3 protein-coding genes are annotated in these 25,357 nt (G+C 70.4%); all 3 read right to left on the bottom strand.

The annotated features are described in order from the left end of the window. Positions 1-20: 20 nt before the first annotated feature. Positions 21-2,588: an efflux RND transporter permease subunit gene (locus ACT53R_RS07995; RefSeq protein WP_476171321.1), complete on the bottom strand. Its 2,568-nt coding sequence runs from the start codon at positions 2,586-2,588 to the stop codon at positions 21-23. Further along, positions 2,585-16,282, bottom strand: coding sequence for an SDR family NAD(P)-dependent oxidoreductase (locus ACT53R_RS07990; protein WP_476171320.1), 13,698 nt, complete (start codon positions 16,280-16,282; stop codon positions 2,585-2,587). The genes ACT53R_RS07995 and ACT53R_RS07990 overlap by 4 nt, the downstream gene beginning before the upstream one ends. A gap of 89 nt (positions 16,283-16,371) precedes the next feature. Then, complete coding sequence (locus ACT53R_RS07985) at positions 16,372-25,305, bottom strand: SDR family NAD(P)-dependent oxidoreductase (protein ID WP_476171319.1); 8,934 nt, start codon at positions 25,303-25,305, stop codon at positions 16,372-16,374. Between the last annotated feature and the right edge of the window lie 52 nt (positions 25,306-25,357).

Here is a 25,357-nt window from a genome sequence, read left to right as displayed (position 1 = left end):
CTTCCTCGTGGAGGTGGGGATCAGTGCGAAGCCGCGGGGGCGGCTTCGAGTCTGGTGTCGAATTTCAGCTTGAAGACCATGATCAGCGCGGGCGTCAGGAACAGCTCGCAGATCAGGCCGGATGCGATGGCCAGGAAGCCGAACTTGCCGAGGCTGGCAAGGCCGGGCGTGGACGCCAGCGCCATGATCCCGAAGCCGAAGCCGAGGATCATCGAGGCGAACACGACCGACTGGCCGCTTTCCTTCAGTGTGTCGATCAACGCCTGGCGGATGTCGCCATGCCTGGACACTTCCAGCCGGTACAGCGACATGAAGTGGATCGTGTCGTCGACCGCGATGCCGACGACGATCGGCGCCAGCATCATCGTGTAGAAGTCCAGCGGGATGCCGAACAGGCCGAGCAGGCCGAGCACCAGCATCGACGGCACCAGGTTCGGGATCAGCGAGATCAGACCGCCCTTCACCGAGCTGAAGATCAGCAGCAGCGCCAGCGAGATGATCATCAGACTGAGGCCGAAGCTCTGCAGTTCGTTGACCACCAGGTAGTTCGCTGCCTTCATGCCCATCGCGAACAGGCCGGTGATCGAGACCCGCGCCTTCGGGTAGTGCTTCTGGATGTTGGCGACGGTCGCATTGATGTCGCGGGTCATCCGCTCGAACACCTTGGTGTATTCGTACGACCCGTAGCTGCGCAGGTTGATCGTGATGTTGGCCTTGCGGTACGTCTCGCTGACCAGTTTCTCGCGTTCTTCCGGACTGGCGAGGTTGAAGGTGAACAGGGTCTGCGACAGCACCTCGCGATTCGGCGGGATCACGTACTTGTCCGCCAGCCCCTCGTTCTGCTTCTGGTAGGCGTCCTTGACCACGTCGACGATCGACGACGTGCGGATCACGTAGCGCGGGTACTCGCGTTCGAGCTTGCGCTGGAGCGTGTCCAGCTCGCGCAGGACGACGGGATCCTGGAAGCCGTCATCCTCGCCGAGGTCGACGTACAGCGACATCTGCGACGCGCCGGAAAGTTCCTTGTCCAGCAACTGGATGCTCTGGTAGAAGTTCGACGTCGGCTGGTACTGGTCGTACAGGCTGTAATCGACCTTCACGTTGATGGCGCCGTAGATCGACAGCGCCAGCACCACCGCGAACGGGATGATGAAGGCGACCGGCCGCTTCTCGATGGTCGGGACGAGCTTGTCCAGCTGCCGCTGCAGCCAGGGGATGAAGGTCGGGATGATCCGCGAGAGGAAGCCGCCGCCCTGGCGCGAGGCATCCTGCGGCGCCGGCGACCAGATCTTCAGCAGGATCGGCAGCAGCAGGATCGTCAGGATGAACACCAGCGCCACGCCCATCGCCGACATCACCGAGAAATTGATCACCGGCACGAGGCTGCCCGACATCAGGGCGAGCAGGCCCGCCATCGTCGTGACCGCGGTGAGGAAGCAGCCCATGCCGGCCTTCTCGTAGGTCTCCCGCAGCGCATCGCGCATGTCGTGCCCGGCATCGCGGAAGAACAGGTAGCCCGAGATCATGTGGGTGACGTCGGCCATGCCGATGGTCAGGATCAGCAGGAACGTCAGCACCACGAAAGGCGAGATCGACAGTCCGATCAGGCCACCGATGCCGAGTGTCCAGATCGTGCTGAGCACGATGATCAGCATCGGCCAGGCGGCACCCGCCAGCGAACGGAAGATCATGAACAGCGTGGCGAGCATGATCAGCAGGCCGATGAGGTAGAGCGTCCCCATCTCCTTGCCCATCCGGATCTGGTTTTCGGAATCGATGGTGTTGCCGACCTTGTAGAAGTCGAAATGCCCGGCGTACTTGCCGTTCTCGAGCACGTCGTTGATCGCGGCGTTGAGCGCCACGTAGTCCGACATGTCGGTCGACTTGAACTTCGGGGCGCCGTCGGCCTTCGCGGCCGTGCCGCCTTCCGTCGTCGCTTCCGTCGGCTCGACGAAGGTCAGGTCGCCCGGGGCGGTCGCGGTCGCGGCAGCGCCGTCGTCGAGCGGGATCGCGCCGAAATCGGTCTTGATGAAGATCACGCCGTATTTCTCGTCCTTCGAGAAATACCGCTGCGGCAGGTCGCGCTCGGCGCGTGCCGTCTTGCGGATGGCGTCCAGCGCCGCCGGGTCGGTCGGCACGGTGTCGCCGACCAGCCAGCGCGACTGCATGGTGTCGGCATCCACCGTCAGGATCGGCGCGTTGACCAGCGTTTCGACCTTGACGATGTGCTCGAGCGCCGAGTGCTCGCCTTCCTTCAGCGTCTGGTGGTAGTTCAGCAGGTCATCGCGGATGCCCTGCACCAGCTTCAGCGACTGTGCCGAGAAGACGTCGCCATCCTTCGGCTTGTAGACGATCACCACGCCGTCATCGCTGCCGAACTGCTCGCGGAACGCCTCGAACGCCACGAACGCGGTGTCGTCCTGCTTCAGCCAGCGCTCGATGGTGAAATCGAACTTCAGCTTGGTGACGCCGTAGAACGCAACCGCGGTCATGGCCAGCACGCCGGCCACGATCAGGAAGCGGAAGCGAAGCACCAGGTCGGGCATCGCGACCAGGCATTTCTCGATGAACCACAGGATCTTCTTCATGAAAAGCTTTCACTCGAAAGGGGATGCGCGCTGGAGGCAGCGGGTTTGAGGGAACGGACGGTCAGCCCCTTGAGGGACACCGCAGGCGCACCGTCCTCGGTGACCAGTTCGATGTCGAATTTCCTCAGATCTTCCTTGCCGGGCCTGGGTCGGGTGCTTTCGACCACGTAGGCGAAGCACTGCCGCGACGGCATGCCGTGGATGGCGACTTCGTCGATGGCGAACGGCAGGAAGGGTCCTGCCCCGCCCTCGCCTTCGGCGAAGCCCGACAGCGACTGGAACGCGGCGTCGACCAGCGCGGGATGCAGGCCGAATTCGTCGGCCTCGGCCCACAGCGAGGGATGCAGCGCCAGCCGGGCCAGCACGAAACCGTCGCCGGCGTGCATCTCCTGGATCGTCTGGAAGGTCGGGCCGTAGTCGATCCCGGACCGGCTGAAGCGCGCGTAGCACGTCTCGCGATCGATGCGCAGCCTGCCCTGTGCCAGCAGCGACGCGACCGGCACGCGGGCGGCGACCTCCGTGACCGCATGCGTCGCACCGCAGTGCAACGTGCCCTCGGAATGCACGACCGTGCCCTGTTCGGGATCGTGCGATGCGATGCTGTAGAGCACCTCGTCGCCCATGGTCTGCAGCGTGGTCACCGCCACCTGCATCGGGTCGGCGAATGCCAGCGGCCGCACGAACACGATGTCGCGGAGACGCCGCACTTCGGTCATCGCGGCGAGGCTGCCCGCGGCGCGGGCGATCTCGATCCACGCGCTGCCCGGCAGCATCGGCTGGCCGTTGACGCGGTGGTCCTTCGCGTAGAACGCCTCGCGCGACAGCACCGAGGTGTAGCGCGTCTCCCACAGGTTCGAGGCGTTGTGCGAGACCAGCGGATGCAGGTGCAGCGCTTCGGCCGATGCGGCGGGAATCTTCGGCCGCACCGTGGCGAAGGCCGGCCAATGCCGGGTCCTGGCGAAGGGATAAAGAGGAAGCGCCGCGGACGGGAGAGCGCCTGCGCTGCGGGGGAGCCGGTGCCACGGCACATCGCTCCCCGCCACCCATGCCTGGGCCATTCCATGCAGGTCCTGCGCCTGCACCAGCGCCGTCAGCATCCCTTCTTCCTGTCCGAGTCGTCCATTGCCCGTGCGACTCGCACCGACCGTGCCACGATACACGGCCGAGTCCGTTCCCTTCAACCACGCCTCGAGCTTTTCCGCAAGGGCCGAAACGTCCTCGGCAACGACGGCCAGACGTTCCGCCATCGCTTCGCGACCGGTCCGCGACAGGCGGGCGATGGCCGCCAGATCGTGATCCGCGTCGCTCCGGCGCAGGGCATCCACCCAGGCCTCGGCATAGGCACGCAGCCGTTCCTCGGTCCTCGCGGAGAGCACGAACAGCTCCGGCGACGGGCTCCGGGGCGCGGCCGAAGCGGCCACCGGCACGTACTCCTCCAGCACCAGGCAGGCGTTGACGCCGCCGGCGCCGAAGGAATTCACCAGCGCCCGGCGACGGCGTCCCGCCGGCACATCCCAGGCCTCGCCCTGGCGGACGAGACGGAACGGCGTGCGCTCGAACTCGATGTTCTCGTTCACCGGATCAGCATGCAGCGACGGCACGAACCGGCGGTGCCGCATCTGCAGCAGCACCTTGGTCACGCCCAGCACGCCCGCGGCGGACTCAGTGTGGCCCAGGTTCGACTTGATCGAACCCAGCGTGCAGGACTGCGCGGGCACCGCGCCGAACGCCTGCGCCAGCGCCCGCACTTCCAGGCTGTCGCCCAGCTGCGTGCCGGTGCCGTGGCCCTCGACGTAGCCGATGCTCGCCGCGTCGACGTTCGCCCGCTTCAGCACCTCGGCGATCAGCGCCGCCTGCGAGTTCGGGTTCGGCGACGAATAGCCGTTCGATCGGCCGCTGTGGTCCTGGCCGCTGGCGAGGATGACGCCGTGGATGCGGTCGCCGTCGCGTTCGGCCAGCGACAGCGGCTTGAGCACCAGGCTGCCCACGCCCTCGCCCGGGATGAAGCCGTCGTCGCCGCTGCCGTAGCTGCGGCACTTGCCGTGCAGTGCGAGCATGCGCCGCTGGCACAGGCCGTGGTACTTGGCCGGATGCAGGTAGAGGTTCACGCCGCCGGCGACCGCGACCTTGCATTCGTCGCGACGCAGGCTTTCGCAGGCGAGGTGGATCGCGACCAGCGACGACGAACAGGCCGTGTCGACCGGGAGACTGCTGCCGAGGAAGTCGAACACGTACGACACGCGGTTCGCGATCGACCACGGCAGCGAACTGGGCGAGGCGCCCTCGCCGTCCTGCCAGTGCTCGGCGTCGAGCAGGTGGTAGGTATTGCTGGTGACGCCGACGAACACACCGACGTGCGCGCCCTTGCCCTTCGGGAAGCGGCGGCGCAGGTCGTCGCGGGTCATGCCCGCGTCCTCGAACGCGCCCCAGACCGACTGCAGGAACAGGCGTTCCTGCGGATCGATGCTGGCCGCCTCGGCGTCGCCGATGCGGAAGAACGCGGCATCGAACTTGTCGTGGTCGTCGATGAACGCGCCCCACTTGCAGTAGATCCGGCCGTGCGCGGCGTTGTCCGGGTCGGGATCGTGGAACGCCTCGGCATCCCAGCGGTCGGCCGGCACCACGTCGATCAGGTCATCGCCGTCGCTGAGGTGCTTCCACAGCGCGTCGAGGCCGTTCGACTTCGGGTAGTAGCCGTGCATGCCGACGATGGCGATCGGCTCGTCGGCCGCACGATGCAGCTCGCCCTCGCGGACGGTGGGCGTCGGGGCCAGCGCCGGCGCGGCTTCGATGTCCGCGAACGGAAGCGCTTCGCCAACGGTGGCCGGCGTCGCACCCAGCAGCGTCGTCAGCGGGCCGGGGACTTCGCGCACGAGGTGCGCGGCCAGTTCGGCGACGGTCGAGTATTCGTAGAACAGCGTCTTGGACAGCGCGCCGAGGTCGGCGGTCAGGCGTTCGTTGAGGCGGCTGACCATCATCGAGTCGATGCCGAAGGCGTCGAAGCGCTCGTGCGCATCGATGCGGTCGGGATCGAGCCGGATTTCCTCGCCGATGCGGGCCCGCAGGTAATCGCGGGTCTTCCCGGCCAGGTCGCCCTCGCCCAACGCGCCCGCAGCCGTCGCCACGCGCTGGGCGCCGGCGTCGTCCAGTGCGCGCAGCGCCGTTTCGATGCGGCCGGCGTCGCCATGCAACACCAGCGTCTGCACGTCGGTGCCGTCGAGCAGGCGCTCGAACACGTCGATGCCATCGGCCTCGGGCAGCGGCACGATGCCGGCACGGGCGTTCGACTGCGCGACGACGTCGTCATGCGGACGCATGCCGTCCGCCGCCCACAGCGGCCAGTCGATCGACAGCGTCCGCCCGTGGCGCGTGCCCGCCAGCACGCGCGCCTGGCGCTCGTGCGCGAAGGCATCGAGGAAATGGTTGGCGTAGGCGTAGTCGGTCTGGCCCGCATTGCCCAGCGCGCCGGCGACCGACGAGAACAGCACGAACAGGTCCAGGTCGTCGTCGCGGGTCGCGTGGTCCAGATGCAGCGCGCCGAGCACCTTCGCCGCATACACCGCTGCGCGGTCCTCGCGCGATTTCCTCAGCAGGTAGGCATCGCGGTGGATGCCGGCGACGTGCAGCACGCCGTCGATGCGGCCGAACCGCTGCCGCGCTTCGGCGACGGCAGCCTCGGCCTGCACGCGATCGGCGACTTCGGCCGACACGTACACGGCCTCGGCACCGAGTGCACGCAAGGCCGTCAGGCGCGCTTCGATCGCGTCGTTCGGCTGCGAGCGGCCCAGCAGCACCAACCGCGCCTGACAGCGCCGCGCCAGCGTTTCGGCGAGGAGGCCGCCCAGCGCGCCCATCCCGCCGGAGATCACGTAGACGCCGTGCTGCCGGAGTGCCGAACGTTCGGGACGACGCGACGCGGGGGGCTGCGCCACCCAGCGCCGGCGTTCGCGAACCGTGCGGCCATCGGCGCGCGCGACGTAGCGCAGCGATTCGCTGCCCCAGCCCGCGTCGGTCAATTCGGCCAGCACGCGATCGAGTTCCGCGTCGAGCGGACCCTCGGACGCGATCACCCGCGTCCGGTAGGCCGGATGCTCCTGGCGCAGGCTGGCGTAGAACCCGCCGAGCGCCGTGCCGAGCGCGCGATCGACCGCGGACGTGCCGGCCACCAGCGACAGGAAGCGCGTCTCGCCGGCATGGTGGTGCGCCATCAGCGCCTTCGCCAGCGCCGCGACCACGTGCGCGGTGCGATCCAGCCCGTGCAGCACGGCGGCCGTGTCGCCGTCGGCGATGTTCGCCGGTTCCGGACGATGCAGCACGACGCGCGGCATGCGGTCGCTGGCCTGCAGCATCGTCACGAGCCGGTCGAGGTCTTCGTCGCGCGCCGGGTCGATCACGATGCGATCCGGCGCCAGCGCTTCGAACGCGGCCCCGAAGGTCACGCCGATCACCTGCGTCGCGCCGAGGCGCGCAGCCAGCGCTTCGCGCCAGTGCGCGTCGGCACCGAGCACGAGCACCGGACCCGCGATGGCGGCTTCGGCCGATGCGGGCACCAGCGGCTGCTCGACCCACTCCGGACGCTGCAGCAGCGTGCCCGGCGCGAACGTCGGCGCAGTCGGCGCCGTGGTCACCACCGGCGAGGCCGCGGCGGCCAGCGCCGCACGCATGCCGCCGCGCACCCAGTAGCGCTCGCGCGCGAAGGGATAGGTCGGCAGACCCACGCGCTTCGGCGGCACCGCGGACGGCAGCCCGCGCCAGTCGATGTCGGCGCCCGCCACCCACAGTCGGGCGAGAGCACGCCAATCGCCACGGTTGAGCAGTTCGCCGAGGAAGGCCTGGCCGACGTCGCCCGGGATGAGGTCGCCGGCACCGCCATCGGCCACGCGGCCGGCGTAGCAGTCGTCGACGCCGGGCGCACGCGGCGCACCGGCACTCGTCGGCGCGGAGGCTGCCCAGCGAGAGAGCTTGTCGCGCAGCGCTTCGCGCGAGTCCGCGAGCACCGCCAGGCGCACCGGCAGCACGGTCCGGCCCACGCGCGAGGTGTGGGCGATGTCGCGCAGCGCGGGCACGTCGTCGCGTTCGAGGAATGCCGCCACGCGCCGCGCATGGCGCGCCAGGCCGGCGTCGTCACGGGCCGACAGCAGGAACAATTCGGGGCCGGCGGCCGCGTCGTCGCTGCGCGTCGCGGCACGGTCGTCGACATGCTCGGCGACGATGAGGTGCGCATTCGAACCGCCCGCGCCGAACGCGCTGATCGCGGCGCGTCGCGGCTGCCCCGCAGGGCGCGACCACGGCGCCAGCGCGGTCTGCACGCGGAACGGCGAGGATGCGAAATCGATGTGCGGATTCGGCGGGATCGCGTGCAGGGACGGCACGAGTTCGCCGTGGCGCATCTGCAGCAGGACCTTGGTCAACGCGGCGATGCCGGCGGCGGCCTCGAGATGGCCGATGTTCGACTTCACCGACCCGATCGCGCAGGCGCCCGCTTCGATCACGTCATCGCCGAGTGCCTTCGCGAACGCATCGCGCAGGCCGGCGAGTTCGATCGGATCACCCAGCGAGGTGCCGGTACCGTGCGTCTCGATGTAGCCGATGCTGCGCGGGTCGATGTCGGCGGCCTTCAGCACGTCGACGATCAGCGACGCCTGCGCCACCGGATTCGGCACGGTGTAGCCGTGGGTCTTGCCGCCGTGGTTCAGCGCGCTGGCCTCGAGGATCGCCAGCACGCGATCGCCGTCGCGCAGCGCGGCGTCGAGCGGCTTCAGCAGCACCGCGCCGGCGCCTTCGCCCGGCACGTAACCATCGCCGCCGTCACCGAAGCTGCGGCAGCGACCGTCGGTGGAGGCGAAATTGCCCTGGCTGAGGTTGAGGTACTTCTGCGGATGCAGGCTGAGGTTCACGCCGCCGGCGAGCGCAGCGTCCACGGTACCGTGGCGGATGTCCTGCGCCGCGAGGTGAATCGCGCTGAGCGAGGACGAGCACATCGTGTCCAGTGCGAGGCTGGGCCCGTGCAGGTCGAAGAAGTAGGACACGCGGTTGGCGACCGACGCGTGCGACGAGGTCGGAATGCCCGCGGCACCGTCGCCGGCGTACAGCTCGTACTGGCCCCACATGACGCCGACGTACACGCCGATGCGCTGGCCGGCAAGGCGCTCCTTCGCGTAGCCGGCGTCCTCGAACGTCTCCCACGCGGTTTCGAGGAACAGGCGCTCCTGCGGGTCGATCAGTTCGGCCTCGCGCGGCGAGACGTTGAAGAACAGCGCGTCGAAGGCGTCGATGTCGGCGAGGAAGCCGCCCCACTTCGCGTAGGTCCGGCCCGGCCGGTTGCGCGCCGGATCGAAATACTGCGCGTGGTCCCAGCGATCCGCCGGCACTTCGGTGATGCAGTCGCGGCCCGCGCGCAGGTTGTCCCAGAAGGCGTCGAGCGAGTCGGCCTGCGGATAGCGGCCGGCCACGCCGACGATCGCCACCTGCCGTTCGACGGCGGCAGGCGTGCGGCGGAAACGGTTCGGCAACAACGCCGCGCGTTCGCGCACCGGTGCGGCCGGCGTCGGCACGGCGGCCGCCGGCTTCGCGGCAGCGGTCGTCGGACCGAGCAGTTCGCGCATGCGCTGCGGGAAGGTCGCCAGCAGATGGCTCGAGAGGCGTTCGATCGTCTGGAACTCGAACAGCAGCGTCTTGGGCAGCGTGCCGAACAGCTTCTCCAGCTCGGCGGTGAGCGTCATCGCCACCACCGAGTCGATGCCGTAGTGCTCCAGCGACGCCTGCGGATCGATGCGGTGCGGCGGCACCTTCAGCACGCGCGAGAACACGCCCTGCAGGTAGGCGCGGGTCTGGGAGTCGAGCGAACCGGCATCGCCGGCGTCGGCCGACGCGGCGACAGGACGCGCGTCGTCCTTCGCCGCAGGCGCCGGCGGCGCCTCGACGGGCAGGCGCGGTTCGAGCAGCGGACGCAGTCGCACTCGATCGCCGGAGAGCACGATCAACTGCGAGGCGGCCACGTCGCGGAGGCCCCGGTCGAAGGCATCGAGGCCGGCGGTCGTCGCCAGCGGGCGCACGCCCGCGGTACGCCACAGCAGGTCGATCGCCGCCGGCTCCAGACCCATGCCGCCTTCGGCCCACAGCGGCCAGTTGATCGACAACGTGCGGCCGCGGCGTTCGCCCTTCGCCACGAGGCGATCGCGATGCGCAGCGAAGCGGTCGAGGAAACCGTTGGCGGCGGCATAGTCGGCCTGGCCGATGTTGCCCAGCGCACCGCTCACCGAGGAGAACAGGACGAAGAAGTCGAGGTCGAGCGCGCGCGTGGCCGCATCCAGGTGCAGCGTGGCCGCGACCTTCGGTGCGAGCACGGCGTCGAGGATCTCCACCGTCTTGCCCGGCAGCAGCCCGTCCTGCGTGGCGCCGGCGCTGTGCAGCACACCATGCAGGCCACCGAAGGTCTGCACCAGCGCATCGACGGTGGCGGCGACCTGCGCCGCATCGGCGAGGTCCATCGCGCGGTAATGCAGGCGATCCGTGCCGTCGGCCAATGCGTCGAACCGGCGCTGGCGTTCGGCATCCAGCGGCTGGCGGCCGGTGAGCACGACCCGGGCGTTCGGCGCACAAGCGAGCAGGTGGCGGGCGAAGAGCTGGCCGAGGCCGCCCATGCCGCCGGTGATCAGATACACGCCGTCGGCGCGGAAAGCCGGCGCATCCTGCACGGACGCGTCGTCCAGCACCTGCCAGCGACGCACGCGCAGCGCGCCATCGCGCCATTCGACGACCGGCTCGTGCGCACGCATCGCCGCCTCGCGCAGCGCGCGGGCGACCGTGTCGACATCGGCATCCGCCGGAACCAGCACCATCTGGCCGCGGAGTGCGGGATTCTCCATCGCCGCGGTGCGCAGCATGCCGTCGAGACCGGCGAGCACGCGGCCTTCATCGCTGCCCGGCACCACGACCTGCACCAGGCGCTTCGCACCGGCCGGCGCACCGGCACCGTCGCGCAGCAGCGCCAGCAGGCGCTGCGCATGCGCGCGGTAGCGTTCGCCGAGATCGTCGACGCCCGCCGAATCCGGGGCGAGAACGATCGCGCCCGGCAACGCCGCGACCAGTGCCTGTGCATCGATCGTCGGGACTTCGCAAAGCAGCAGCTCACGATGTGCGCCGTCGTCGACCGACGAGGCCGCCTGGCCGGCCGGCGACCACGTCGGCACTGCCAGCAGCACGTCGGCGGCAGGCGCGTCCTCGCGACGCACAGGACGCGAGGCCAGCCCGCGCAGCGCGACGCAGACGCTGCCGTCGGCCGCACACACGTCGATGTCGAGTTCGACCACCCCGCCCTCGCCGCCCTGGCGCGATGGACGCACCCACGCCCACGCTTCGGTCGGGCATGGCGCGAACACCTGCGTCGCACGCAGTGCGAACGGCAGCGGCACCTGGTCCAGCGACTGCCCAGCCGCGATCATCAGGCCGATCGCCGACTGGAACGCGCTGTCCATCAGCGCCGGGTGCAGCCAGAACGCATCCGCAGACGCCTGGGCGGCCGTCGGCAGGCGCAGCTGCGCCAGCACTTCGCCGTTGCCCAGGTCGATGTGCTCGATCCCGCGGAAGGTGCGGCCGTAGTCGATGCCCAGCTGCGCATAGCGCGGATAGATGTCGTCGGCCGAGACGCGTCCCTGTCCCATGCGGGCGCGCAATTCGTCGAGCGAGAGCCGCGCCGGCGCGTCGCCGGTCGCTTCGCGCACGCGCCCTGAACCATGCTGCACGCCACCGTTAGGGCCGGCGGTGGAGACGGCCATGGCGATCTCGCCATGCGCATCCGGTTCCAGCGCGACCGTCACTTCGGTCGACTCGGCCACGACCAGCGGCCGCGACCAGGCGATGTCGTGCAGTTCCAGCACGACGCCGTCGCGCCATTCGGGCATGGCGTCGATCGCGGCGGCGCGCATCATTTCCAGATAAGCCACGCCCGGCACGAGGCGACGCGCCTCGCCGGCGCCGAAGCGCACGCGATGGTCGTCGAGGAAGAATTCGTGGCCGCCGAAGATCGAGCGATACGCCTGCCCGTGCAGATCGGATACGTTCGCATGCAGCAGCGGGTGCAGCGCCGTACCGGCGGCGTTGCGACCGACCGGCAGCGTGCGCTCGACCCAGCAGCGATCGTGGGCGAACGGATACGTCGGCAGGCTGACGAAGCGCGGACGCTCGCCATCGGCATGCGCCTTGCGCCAGTCGATGGTGACGCCCTGCACCCAGAGGTCGGCGACGCGCGAGAGCCGTGCCGTCGCGAACCAGCGATCGATCGTGCCCTGGAGGTCGCTGTCGGTGTTGAACAGCGCGACCGCAGCGCCATTGGCGTTCGCGCGGCCGCGGCGGCAGTCCTCGCTTTCGGCACCGGTGGCGAGCCAGGCCTCCAGCGCGTCGCCGAGCGCGTCGATCGACGGCACCACCAGCGCGAGGCGCTCTTCCATCGCCTCGCGGCCCAGTTGCAGCGTGTACGCGAGGTCGGCGAGCGACGTGTCCCTGCCGTGCTCGCGCACGAAGGCGAGCAGGTCGCGGGCCTTCTGTTCGAGCTGCTCCGCGCTGCGCGCCGAGAGCAGCACCGCCTGCGGACCGCCGGCGGCTGTCGTCCGGCGTGAGGCCGGCAGGTATTCCTCGATCACGAGGTGCGCGTTCGAGCCGCCGGCACCGAACGACGACAGGCCCGCGAGGCGCGGTGCCGGCCGACCGTCGATCTCCGGGCGCGGCCACGGCCGCAGCACGCGGTTGACCTCGAACGGCGTGTTCGCGAAATCGATGTGCGGATTGAGCACGTCGGCGTGCAGCGACGGCACGACCTGGCCGTGCTTCATCTGCAGCAGCACCTTGGTCAGGCCGGCGATGCCCGCGGCCGATTCGGCGTGGCCGATGTTCGACTTGGCCGAACCGATCAGGCAGAAGCCCTTGTCGGGCGTGTGCTTGCGGAACGCCTGGGTGAGCGCCGCGATCTCGATCGGGTCGCCCAGCTTGGTGCCGGTACCGTGCGCTTCGAGATAGCCGATGCGGCGCGCGTCGACGCCGCATTCCTGCAGCGCCATCGCGATGACGTTGGCCTGCGACTGCGGGTTCGGCACCGAATAGCCGTTGGTCTTGCCGCCATGGTTCAGCGCGCTGCCGCGCAGGATGCCATGGATCGGATTGCCGTCGCGCTCGGCCTCGGACAGGCGCTTGAGCACGACCGCGCCGACGCCCTCCGCCGGGATGTAGCCGTCGCCGCCGATGCCGAAGCTCTGGCAGCGGCCGTCGGTGGCGATGAACTGGCCCGAGCTGAGCAGCAGGTACTTGTTCGGATGGATCGTGATGTTGACGCCGCCGGCGATGGCGAGGTCGGTGCGGCCCTGGCGCAGGTCCTGGCAGGCCAGGTGGATCGCGGTCAGCGACGACGAGCACATGGTGTCGAGCGCCATGCTCGGCCCGTGCAGGTTGAGGAAGTACGACACGCGGTTGGCGACGCTGGCGTAGCTCGACGGCGTCACGCCGCGATCGCCGACGAGGCTCGCCTCGGCGCCGAAGATCTGGTATTCGCCGTACATCACGCCGACGTAGACACCGACCTGCCCCGACTGGTCGCTGCCGTGCGGGATCTGCAGGCTGGCGCGGGTATAGCCGGCATCCTCGATCGCCATCCAGGCGTGTTCGAGGAACAGGCGTTCCTGCGGGTCGATGCGCTCGGCATCCACCGGCGGGATATTGAAGAACAGCGCGTCGAACTCGTCCACACCCTCGATGAAGCCGCCCCACTTGCTGTAGTGGTGGCCCGGACGCGTGCGGTCCTCGGTGAAGTAGTCGCGCCAGTCCCAGCGCGACGCGGGTACTTCCTCGATGCTGTCGACGCCGTCGCGCAGATTGCGCCAGAACGCGGCGAGATCACGCGCGCCGGGATAGCGACCGCTGAGGCCGACGACGGCGATCGGCTCGTCATGGCGCGACGCCTCGCGCACGGGTTGCGCGGCACCGAAGCGCTGGCGCCTGCGCGCGGCGCGGGAGGTCGGCGGCTCGGCGACGACGAGCGCCGTCGATTCGACGGCCTCGGCACGCGGCGCGTCGTCGCGCTCGCCGCACGCCGGACGATCGAGCAGTTTCGCCAGTGTCGCGCCGTGGTGGCCGACGAAATAGCCAGTCAGCTCTTCCAGCGTCTGGTACTCGAAGAACAGCGTTTTCGGCAGCGAGCCGAACGCTTCTTCGAGGACGTTGGTGAGGTTCATCATCATGATCGAGTTGATGCCGTACTTCTCGAACGGCGCGTCCATCTCGATCAGGTGGGCCGGCAGCTTCAGCAGGCCGGAGAGTTTCTGGCGCATGAAGGCGCGGGTGCCCTCGCGCATCGCCTCGTCCGACTGCGGCGCGGGGCCGGCATCGACGGCGGCGACCGGCGCCGGCGCGGCCTGCTTCGGGAACAGCGTGCGGCGCAACCGCTCGACGTCGCCCTGGACCAGCTGCACCTGGTCGTGCGGCCACGCGAGGATGCGGCCGAACGCCGCCAGGCCGGCGCCGGTGTCCAGCGGTTCCAGGCCGGTGAGCCGGCGCGCGTTCGCCAGCGTCTCCTCGCTCACGCCCATGCCGCCTTCGCGCCACAGCGGCCAGTTGATGGCACGGGTGATGCCGCGGCACTCGCCGCGGGCGGCGAGCGCATTGCGATACGCGGCGTAGCGATCGAGGAAGCCGTTGGCCGCGGCGTAGTCGGACTGTCCGACGTTGCCCGTCACCGACGCGCCACCGGAGAACAACACGATGAAATCGAGGTCGAGATCGCGCGTGGCGTCGTCGAGATGGCGCGTGCCGGCGACCTTGGGTTCGAGCACCTCGGCCACGTCGTCCGACGACTTCTTCAGGATGAACGCGTCACGCAGGCCGCCCGCGCAGTGCAGGATGCCGGTCAGACGGCCGTGGCGCGCGATGACGTCGGCGATGAACGCCTGCACCGCGGCGCGATCGGCGAGATCCAGCGCACGGTACTCGACGGTGCCCTCGGGCAACCCCAGCGCCTGCAACTTCGCGGCGATGCCGTCGTCGGCCGCACCGCGGCCGGTGAGCACGATCCTGGCATCGACGCAACGCGCCGCGATGTCGCGGGCGAAGATCGAGCCCAGCCCGCCCAGCCCGCCGGTGATGACATACACGCCGCCGTCGCGATACGCCGGCACCGGCGCTGCTTCCGTGGCCTCGCGTTCGCGCCAGACCTGCGCCTGGTGGGCGCCCTCGCGACCGAAGCGCTGCACCACGTCCTGCGGGAGTGCGGCCGCGGCCGCCAGCCATGCCGCGACATCCCCGGCATCGGCGTTCGCGGGCAACGCCACGACCTGCCCGGAAAACGCCGGATTTTCCTGCGCGGCGCTGCGCAGCATGCCGGACAGGCCGAGCAGCAGGTGCCCGTTCTCGTCATCCGGTACCGCGATCTGCAACCGCACCGGCATGCCCGAACGCGCCTCGAAGCGTTCGCGCAGCCAGCCGAAGCAGGCGAGCGCGGCGTCGCGATAGACGCCCGCGGGATCCGTGGCGAGGTCGCCGGCCACGACGTGCGTGACGACGCCTTCGAGGGCGCCATCGAGACGGGCGAAATCACCGCACAGCAGCACGTGGCGTTCGACGTCATCCTGCACGGTCGGAGCCGACTTGCGATCTTCCCACTCGGGCGCCGCGAACAGCACGCCCGCGGCAGGCGCCGGGGCTTCCGCCGCCGGCGCGCCCAGTTCGCGCGAACTGAAGCCGCGCCACTGCACGCAGACGCGACCGTCGGCATCGCACAGGTCGATGTCGATGCGGGTGACGCGGCGCGAAGCCGACTGCTCCGGCGACATCCGCAGCCACGCGGTCATGTCCTGCGTGCACTCGGACAGGATGCGCAGGCGATCGAGGGCATACGGCAACCGCGGGGTCGGCGGCGCCGCATCGATGTCCTCGATGAAGCCCAGCGCGGACTGCAGCGCTGCGTCCATCAGGCTGGGATGCAGGCCGTAACTGCCGTCGTCCTCACGCCAGGTCGAAGGCACGACCAACCGCGCCAGCACTTCATCCTCGCCCTGGTGCAGCACATGGACCGCGCGCTGGGCCGGGCCGTAGTTCATCTCCATCGCGTCGAACGCGGCGTAGAGGCGCTCGCCATCGATGCGGCCGCGGACCATGCGCTCGCGCAGCGCGTCGACGTCGAGCGGCTGCGCCGGTTCGCCGGCCGGCGTCAGCAGGATCTGGCCCTGCGAATGGATCACCTCCTGCGCGGCGGCGTCGCCTTCGTTCGCGACGCTGTAGATCTCGTAGTCGATCGCGCCATCGCGCTCGTGCGACTCGGCCGGGAACAGGGCGATGGCGATCGTCTTGCGTTCGTCGACCACGATCGGCTGCGCCCACACCACGTTGCGCAGTTCAAGCACGGCATCGCCGGCATCGGGCAGCGCGGCGGCCACGGCCTGGCGCACCATTTCGAGGTACGCCACGCCGGGCAGCACGCGGTGGCCCTTCACGACGTGGTCGCGCAGGAACGGTTCGTCGCCGGTGAAGACGGTCTCGTAGCTCTGCTGCGCGAAGTCGGACGTGTTGCGCTGCAGGAGCGAGTCGATCACGGCTTGCGGCACGCGATCGCCCGCGCTGCCCTGGAACTGCCGGATCAGATCGAGCGCATCGGCTTTCGCCAGTCGCTTGCTCGACAACTCACCAATGACGTATTCGACGAAATCGATCATGAACTTCTCTGTTCGGAACGGCTTGGTCCAGGCCCGCACCGGTGGTGCAGGCGGGTCTTGCTCGACGAGCGTTGTTCAGCGGGTCCGGCTCAACGTGTCTCGCCCGCCAGGGTCTTCACCGCCGCGGCGGCATCGCCGCCGGCGAGACGGCCGGCATCGACCAGATCGAGGATGTCCTCGAGCGACACGCTGCGACGCGGGCCGCCGGCCGGTTTCGGAGGCGTGACCGGCGCAGGCGCCGACTCGATCCAGTAACGGTCGCGGGCGAACGGATAGGTCGGCAGGTGCAGGCGCGGACGCGCCGCATCCGCGGCACTGCGATACGCCGGCCAGTCGACCACCCTGCCCTGCGTCCATGCCGTCGCCACCGCGAGCAGCGCGCCTGCGTCACCGGCCGCCGGCAGCGCCGTCGGTGCGACCGCATCGCGCGCATGGCCGACCTTGCCGGTGACCACGTGCGCGGCGTCGTGTCCGGCGAGCCAGCCTTCCAGCGACTGGCGCAGTTCGTCCACCGACGCGGCCACCACCGCCAGACGCTGCGACAACGCGTCTCGGCCATCCTGCAACGTGCGGGCCACGGCCGCGAGATCGCGGGTGCCGCTGCGCGCGAGGTGGGCGAGCAAGGCCTCGACCTGCCGGCGCAGCTGCTCCGGCGTGCGCGCCGAGATCGGCACGACGCAGGGCGTGGCCGACGGCGCGGCGACCGTGCGCGGGTCGATGAACTCCTCGATCACGACGTGCGCGTTGGTACCGCTGCGACCGAACGCGCTCACCGCACCGAGGCGCCGGCGACCGCCGTCGGTGTCCCAGGCGCGGGTGATCTTGTTGACGTACAGCCGGCTGTCGCGCCAGCTGATGTAGTCGTTCTCTTCGTCGCAGTACAGCGTCGCCGGAATCTGGCGATGCGCGATGCCCTGCAGCAGCGACACCAGGCTGACCAGCCCCGACGCCGCCATCGCGTGGCCAAGGTTGCTCTTCACGCTGGTGACGGCGCACGGCAGCGGCGCGCGGCCATCGTCCTGCGGCTGGCGCGCGGCCAGCGTCTTGAACGCACCGTGCAGCGCGTTGAGTTCGACCGGGTCGCCGAGGCGGGTGCCGGTGCCGTGCGTCACCACGTGGGCGACGTCGCGCACGTCGATGCCGTGGCGGGTGTAGACCGCCTCGATCAGCTGTTCCTGCGCGCGACCGTTCGGCGCGGTCACGCCGTTGGTCTTGCCGTCGAAGTTGGTGCCACTGCCGCGGATCACGCCGTAGACCGGCAGACCCTGATCGAGGGCCGTCTGCAGCGGCGCCAGCACCAGCGCGACCACCGCCTCGCCGATGCCGATGCCGTCGGCGTGCTTCGAGAAACTGCGGCACAGGCCGTCGGGCGAAATCATCCCCGCTTCGCTCATCTTCATCCACGGCTTGGGCGAGAGACTCAGCGCCACGCTGGCGACCAGCGCGGATTCGCACTCGCCCTGCTGGAGGCTGCCCACCGCCTGGTGCAGTGCCACCAGGCCGGACGAGCATGCGGTATTGGTGGCCAGCGCAGGCCCGCGCAGGTCGAGGAAGTACGACAGCCGCGAGGAGATCATCGCCGCCCCCAGCGTGGTCACGCCCGGCGCGTCGGTGACGAGGCTGTACTGGCTCTCCTCCATGCCGACGAACACGCCGACGCTGCGGCCGCGCAGCGACGCGGGCGCGATGCCGGCGTCCTCGATGGCGTGGTAGGCCTCCATCATCAGCAGGCGCTCGGACGGATCCATCTCCTCGGCTTCCGCCGGCGACACCTCGAAGAACAGCGGATCGAAGGTGTCCATGCCGTCGATGAAGCCGCCGCGGCGGGTGGCGATGCGGTTGTCGCGATGGCCCGGGGCGACGAAATAGTCGCGCCAGTCCCAGCGCGAGGCCGGGATGTCGTCGATGCCGCTGCGGCCCTCGGCCAGCAGCGTCCACAGCGCGTGGACGTCATCGGCCTTCGGGAAGCAGCCGGACATGCCGACGATGGCGATCGGGCTCGAGGCCGAAGCGGGAACGACGGCCGCCGGCACAGGCACCGTGGTCGCCGCCGGCAGCACGGGGGCCGCCGGCGCGACCGCGTCCGCGACCGGCGCTTCGACCTGCGCGACCGGTGCCGACGCCGGCACCGCTGCGGTCACCGGACGGTAGCGGCGCTCGAAATGTTCGGGATGCTCGCTCTCGAAGTGCTCGATCAGGCCCTGCACGTTCGAGCGGTTGAAGAACAGTGCCGGCGTGACCTCGACGTCGAGCCCGGTCGCGAGCGTCTTCGCCAGCGAGGTCAGGCTGATCGAGTCGAAACCGTAATCCGCGAGATTGGTTTCGTCGTTCAGGCGTTCCAGCGGCATTTCCAGCGTCTGCGCGACGAGGCTGCGGACGTCGTCGCGCAGGCGTTCGCGCCAATTGCCGCCGGCCTGCGGGGCCGCAGCGGCCACGGCAACCACAGCCGCCGCCATCGGCGCCGGCTTCGCCGCTTCGGGCACGCCATAGAGGCGATCGAGGTATGGCGTGATCCGCGACGCCTGGCCATGCATCACCAGCGTCGGGCCGCGGTCGGCGGCGATGAGGTCCTGCCACAGCCGCAGGCCATCGGCGGCCGTCAATGCGGACTGCCCGCTGCTCTTGAGGTAGAACGCGGTCTGGGCGGCGTCTTCCGGGCCCATGCCCGCGCCGTCCGCGACGCGTTCCCACAGCGGCCACAGCAGCGTCACCGTGCGGCCCGGCAGGCCGGCCTGCGTGCGCTGGCGGCCGTAGTCCATCAGGAAGCGGTTGGCGATCGCGTAGTCGCAGGCACCGCCGTCGCCGAGCACGACCGACGACGAGGAGAAGAGGCAGACGAGGTCCAGCGGGTGGTCGCGCAAGGCCGCATCGAGCGCAAGCACCGCGGAAGTCTTCGGCGCGAGGACGGCATCGATGTCGGCCGCCGACTTCTCGTGGAAGGGCTTGTTCGACGACACGCCGGCGGCGTGGATCACGCCGTTCAGCGGTTCGGGCAACGAACGCGCCCAGGCCGCGACGGCATCGGCGTCGGCAAGGTCGAGCGCGACGTAGCTCGCCTCGCGCGCGCCGGCCGCGCGCAGGTCCGCGAGCTGGCGTTCGATCGCCTCCGTCGCCGCGCGACGGCCCAGCAGTGTCAGCCGCGCTTGGCAGGTTTCGGCGAGAAAGCGCGCGAACAGTCCGCCCAGCGCGCCGGCGCCGCCGGTGACCAGGTAGTGCCCGCCCTGCTTCAGGCGCGGCGCGGCCGCCGGCGTCGGCGCGGCCACGGCGTCGAGCACCGGCACGAAGCGCTTGCCGTCGAGGTACGCGACGATGCCGCCGCTGCGCAACGCGTCGGCGACGTGCAGACCCGGGCTGGTACGCGCGTCGGTGTACAGCAGCGACACGCGCAGGTCCGGCATCGCGGTGCGCAGGGAGCGCTCGAAACCGATCCACGACGCGTCCCACAGTCCTTCCGGCGAGGCCGGGTCATGCAGGCCCACCAGCAGCACGTCGCGCACGCGCGGCGCGCAGGCCTTGATCTGGCGGAACAGATCGAACAGCGCGAGCACGCCGTCGTGGCCGCGGCCACGCGCGGCCGCGCAGACCACCGACACCGGGCGACCGCTGCGGGCCGACAGCGCTTCGACGGCGGCGAGCAGCCCCGAGGCATCGTCGATGCGCGAAGCGCCCGGCACGGTCCAGCCGGTGTCGGCCGGGGCGATCAGGATGATGCCGCCCGATGCTTCGGCGACGACGGCCGGCGCGCGCTCGGCGCGCTCGACCCAGCGTTCCTCGAAGAACAGGTGCGTCGGTGCTTCAGGCTGCGCGGGCAAGGCCGTCGGTGCGGGCAGCGCGAGCGGCGCCGCGGCGTCCTGCGTCTCGATCCAGTAGCGTTCGCGGGCGAACGGATACGTCGGCAGCACGATGCGCGCCGGCTTCTCCGCCCCGTACAGGCGCTGCCACTCCAGTGTCATGCCCTTGGTCCACAGCCGCAGCAACTGGGCGTACTTGCGCTGCGACATCCAGCGTTCGAGCAGCTCCAGCTTGAACTCCTCGTCCTGGTCGATGAGGCTCAGGCTCTCGCGGTTCTTCTGCACCTGTCCGGCGCTGAAGTCCGGCAGGTCGCGGCGACCGGCGAGCCAGGCCTCCAGCTGCTCGGCAAGCTGCGCGATCGAGGCGACGACGAAGCCCAGGCGCTCTTCCATCGCGGTGCGCCCGGTCTGCAGGGTGTAGGCCAGCGACGCGAGATCGAGCGTGTCGGCATGGCGACGCACGAAGGCCAGCAGGTCGCGGACGACCTGCGCCAGCTGCACCGCGGTCTTCGCCGACAGCGGCACCATCGACGGCGACGGCGCCTGCACGGCGCGCGTGCGCGCCGGCGCGACGTATTCGCCGATCACGACATGCGCGTTCGTGCCGCTGTAGCCGAAGGCGCTGACCGCGACGTGGCGGCGCGCGCCGTCCTGTGTCTCCCAGTCCTTCAGCGAGGCGTTGATGTAGAACGGGGTGCCGTCGAGGCGGATGTGCGGGTTGAGCCGCTTGTACAGCGGCAGCGGCGGCAGCTTGCGGTGTTCGACCGAGAGCACGGCCTTGATCACCGCCGACACGCCGGCCGCGGTCAGGCAGTGGCCGATGTTCGCCTTCACAGAGCCGAGCGCGCAGTACGGCGCGGTGCCGGCCGGGCGCGCGAAGGCGTCGATCAGGCCGCGGATCTCGATCGGATCGCCCAGCGGCGTGCCGGTGCCGTGCGCCTCGATCAGCTGGATCTCGGCCGGATCGATGCGGTGGCGACGGTAGATCTCGCGCATCAGCCGGGTCTGCGACGCCGGGTTCGGCGCGGTGATGCCGTTGGTGCGGCCGTCCTGGTTCACGCCCCAGCCGCGCACCACCGCGTGGATGATGTCGCCGTCGCGTTCGGCGTCGGCCAGGCGCTTGAGCATCACCACGCCGACGGCCTCGCCCGGCACGAAGCCGTTCGCGCTGTCGTCGAAGGTGTGGCAGCGACCGTCCGGCGAGAGCATGCCGGACTGCGAGCACATCACGTGCAGCATCGGGCCGGCACCGACATAGACGCCGCCGGCCAGCGCCATGTCGCTGGTGCCCAGGCTGAGGCTGTCGCAGGCGGTGGCGATCGCCACCAGCGACGCCGAACACGCCGTGTCGAGCGTGATGCACGGGCCCTGCAGGTCGAGGAAGTACGCGATGCGCGCGGCGAGGATCGACGGCGCGTTGCCGGTGAAGCCGTAGGCGCTGAGCTGAGTGCGGCGCGAGAGCTGGCCATAGTCGTTGCCCGCGGCGCCGACGAACACGCCGCACAGGCTGCCGCCGAGGCTCTTCGGGTCGTAGCCGGCATGCTCGATGCTGTGCCAGCAGGCTTCGAGGAACACGCGCTGCTGCGGGTCCATCGCCCGCGCTTCGGCCGGCGAGATATTGAAGAACAGCGGATCGAAGCGGTCGTAGTCTTCGAGCTGGCCCAGCCACTTCGAGTTGGTCTTGCCTTCGGCCGGTTCACCCGGCTGGTACACCGCCGAGACGTCCCAGCGCTCGGGCGCGACTTCGAGGACGCAGTCGAGGCCGACCTTCAGGTTCTCCCAGAACGCCTCGATGTCGCGGGCCATCGGGAACTGCCCGGCCATGCCGATCACGGCGATGTCCTGCGGCGTCTGCGGGCCCGATGCCACGGGCGCGACGCTGGCCTGGACGAGAGCCGTGCCGGGCTGGACCGTGCCGTGACGCCACGACGTGAGCTGGCGGGAGGGCACCGCCGGACGCACGGCGAGCTCGGTGCCCTGCGACAGCGACACCAGCGGTGCACGCGCCGGCGGCGCCGACGGGGCGGGCTCCGCGCCGGGCAGGCGCACCAGCGGCGCGGCGGGTTCCGGCGTATCGTCGCGGAACGCGCGCAGCTTGCGCGTCTGCAACTCCGCGAGATCGGGCATCGCCTGGTCGGCGCCGCGCGTGTCGACCAGCGACTTCACGTGCTGCGCCAGTTTCGTGATCGTCGGGTAGGTGTAGACGATGGTGGCGTCGAGCGACAGACCGTAGTGCTCGTTGACCTTGCGCATCCAGGTCACGCCGGTGATCGAGTCGAGCCCGAGGTCGGTGTACTGCCGGTCGCGGTCGATCTCCTCCTCGTCGAGGTGCAGTTCGCGCGCCAGCAGGCGCTGCAAGGTGGTCTGGATCGCGGGCAGCGGGGTGTCCGATGCCGGCGCGACGGAGGCCGTGGTGCGGACGGGCGCGGGGGCCGGTGCAGGCGCGGCATCGTCATCGGTGCCGGCGAGCGAGATCCGCGGGCCGCGGCCGGTGGCCTGCGCCTCGTTCGACGAACGCAGCTTGCGCGTCTGCAGTTCCGCGAGATCCGGCACGGCCTGCGCGGCGTCGCGGCTGTCGACCAGCGACTTCACGTGCTGCGCCAGCTTGGCGATCGTCGGGTACGTGTAGACGATGGTGGCGTCGAGCGAGAGGCCGTAGTGCTCGTTGACCTTGCGCATCCAGGTCACGCCGGTGATCGAATCCAGCCCGAGGTCGGTGTACTGGCGATCCTGGTCGATGTCCTCGTCGTCGAGGTGCAGTTCGCGCGCCAGCAGGCGCATCAGGGTTTCGCGGATCGAGAACAGGCTGACCTCGCGGGTCGGCGACGCGGTGGACGCGACCGGTTCGGGGGCGGCGAGCGAGACCGTCGGCACGGGCGCAGGTGCGGGCGCCGCGACGGGTGCGGACGCGATCGCCGGTTCCGGCGCGTCCAGCGGTGCCAGCGACACGGTCCGCGTCGCGGCGGCCGGCGCAGGCGCCGGGGCGGGCGGCGCGGCAGTCGCCGCCTTCACGGTGTCCTCGCCCTGACCGAAGGTGGCTTCGATGCGCGCCATCGTGTCGGCGCGGCCGACGAACGTGGCGGCGTGCATCGCCACTTCCTGCTCGCAGATCGCCGCGAGGCGCTCGCGCACCGAGCGGGTGAGATGACGCTTCAGGCGCACCAGGCCCGCGCGCGGCTGGCGCGCGAGGCGCGCGGCGAGTGCGAACGCGGCGTCGCGCACGCGTTCGCGCGGCAGCACGGGCAGCGCGAGGCCGCGGGCCTTCAGCGACAGGCCTTCGCATTCGCAGGCCGTCAGCAGCGTTTCGCGCGCGAGGTCCTGGCCGAAGCGCTCCGGCACGATCAGCGTCGCGCCGACGCCGGGGGTGAAGCCGTAGCCCATGTACGGGCTGACGTAATGGCTTTCCTCGGTGAGCATCGGGAAGTCGCAGAACAGGCCCAGCGACAGGCCGGCGCCGATGCCGTGGCCCTGCATCGCCGCGATCACCGGCACCTGGCAGTCCAGCGGCAGGCGGAAGGTGCGGTCGTCGGTGAAGCGCACCTTGCCTTCCTGGATGGCGCGCAGCGCGTCCTTCGTGCCGCCCGAACAGAAATACGTGTCGTAGCCGGTCAGCACGACCGCGCGACAGCCCGGCGTCGCCGCGATGTGCGCGAAGACCTCGGCCATGCCCTCGACCAGCGCGGGCGACAGCATGTTCTTCGAGGCACGATCGTGCATCACGATCTCGACGATGCCGCCGGCATGCACCGATGCGGTCACGACCTGCGACTGCAGGGCGATCGCGCCCGCGGCGGCGGCAGGCACGTCATCGAGGTTGTCGCCCGCGAGCGCGACGTCGTCGAGCGCGGCGGCGGCGAAGGCCTCGGCGATCGCCTGCGCGCGCGCGGCCTTCCACGCCTGCGCGGCCCCGTGCGGCCATGCGGCCCAGCCCCGGGCACGCGCGACGGCGGCATCCTGCAACTTCGCATGCGTCGCCACGGATTGCGTCGACGCCACTGCGAGGAGGTCCGCGCCGGTCGGCGTCTGCGCGTCCATCAGCAGCGTGCGCGCGGCCTCGCTGCCGAGGTGCTGCGCGAACAGGTGCGCGGCGCGGCCGGCCGTGGCGGTGGAGCGCAGCAGCTTCGAGGCGTCGTAACGGCCGTCCTGCTGGTAGACCACCGCGTCGCAGGCCTGCAAGGCCAGCCAGGCACGGCCGCCCAGCGCCGCCCCGGCGATCGCGACGACCGGCAGCGGCGCCGCCAGCAGCGCCTGGATCAATGCGTCGAAGTCGCCGTCGGAGACCTTGTCGTCGGCGTCCGGCAGGAAACCGGGGTATTCGCTGGCAAGCACGATCGCGCGCGGACCGCGGCGCAGGGCGTCACAGGCGAATGCGGATGCCAGGTCTTCCGCCATCGCACCGGCATCGAACTTCTTGCCGCCGCGACGCAGCGTGAACAGCGCGATGCCGTCGTCCAGTTCGCGCACGGCGACATGCTTGCCGAGAGTCTTCGGCAGCGGTTCGCGGGCGGCATCGGCATCGGCGACGGCATCGGCAACCGCCAGCACCTCGCCCCTGCCCTGCACCGCCTGCGCCAGATGGCGCTTGAGCAGGCCGAGCGCATCGCGCGACTTGTCGGTCAGCTGGGCGGCCAGCGTGCGGACCTGCGCAGCCACCGCGTCGGCGGGCACGACGTGCGCGCTCCAGTGCAGGCCGCGGAGCGCGGCGCCGGTACGCGCCGCCTCGCCGGTGAACAGTTCGGTCGCGAGCACCGGTCCGAAGCGGACCTCGGCGAGCGCCTGCTCCGCCGGCGTCGGGAAGAACGCCGCGATGCCATCCGCAACGGCGCCGTAGCGCGCAGTCTCGCTGCACACCATCACGTCGCACAGCGCGCCGAGCAGCAGGGCCGGACCGTGCGTGTCGCCGGGCAGTTCGGCGATCAGCGGCAGCGGGAAGCGGGCGAGCGTGCGGGTCAGCCCGCCTTCGATCGCCGCATCCGCCAGCCTCCGGCCGCCGTCGGAGAACGCCGTGTCCAGGCCGCCGAGGACGACGACCTTGACGGTGTCGCGTGCCGATGCCGCATCGAGGGCTTCGCGCAGTTGGACGATGACGTCGTTCCCGGCGTCGTTCCCGGTGGTGATCGCGTCGGCATCGCGGACGACGCGGATCGACAGCAGACCCGCACCGAGGTCTTCGACGGCGACCCGGCCTGCGAGGGAAAGGGCTTTGCGATGGGAATCAGCGTGAGCGGTCATGTGGGAATCGAAGGCAAGGCGCCGGGCCTGGGGCGACGGCGCGAACGCGGGA

The organism is Lysobacter sp. DMC104 (assembly GCF_056313665.1).
The sequence above is the reverse complement of the archived record's forward strand: the minus strand, read 5'-3'. Positions and strand labels throughout refer to the sequence as shown.

Bases quoted from the DNA above. Each gene is read 5' to 3' on its own strand.
- ACT53R_RS07995 (WP_476171321.1), bottom strand. From the start codon at position 2,588: ATGAAGAAGATCCTGTGGTTCATCGAGAAATGCCTGGTCGCGATGCCC.
- ACT53R_RS07990 (WP_476171320.1), bottom strand. From the start codon at position 16,282: ATGATCGATTTCGTCGAATACGTCATTGGTGAGTTGTCGAGCAAGCGA.
- ACT53R_RS07985 (WP_476171319.1), bottom strand. From the start codon at position 25,305: ATGACCGCTCACGCTGATTCCCATCGCAAAGCCCTTTCCCTCGCAGGC.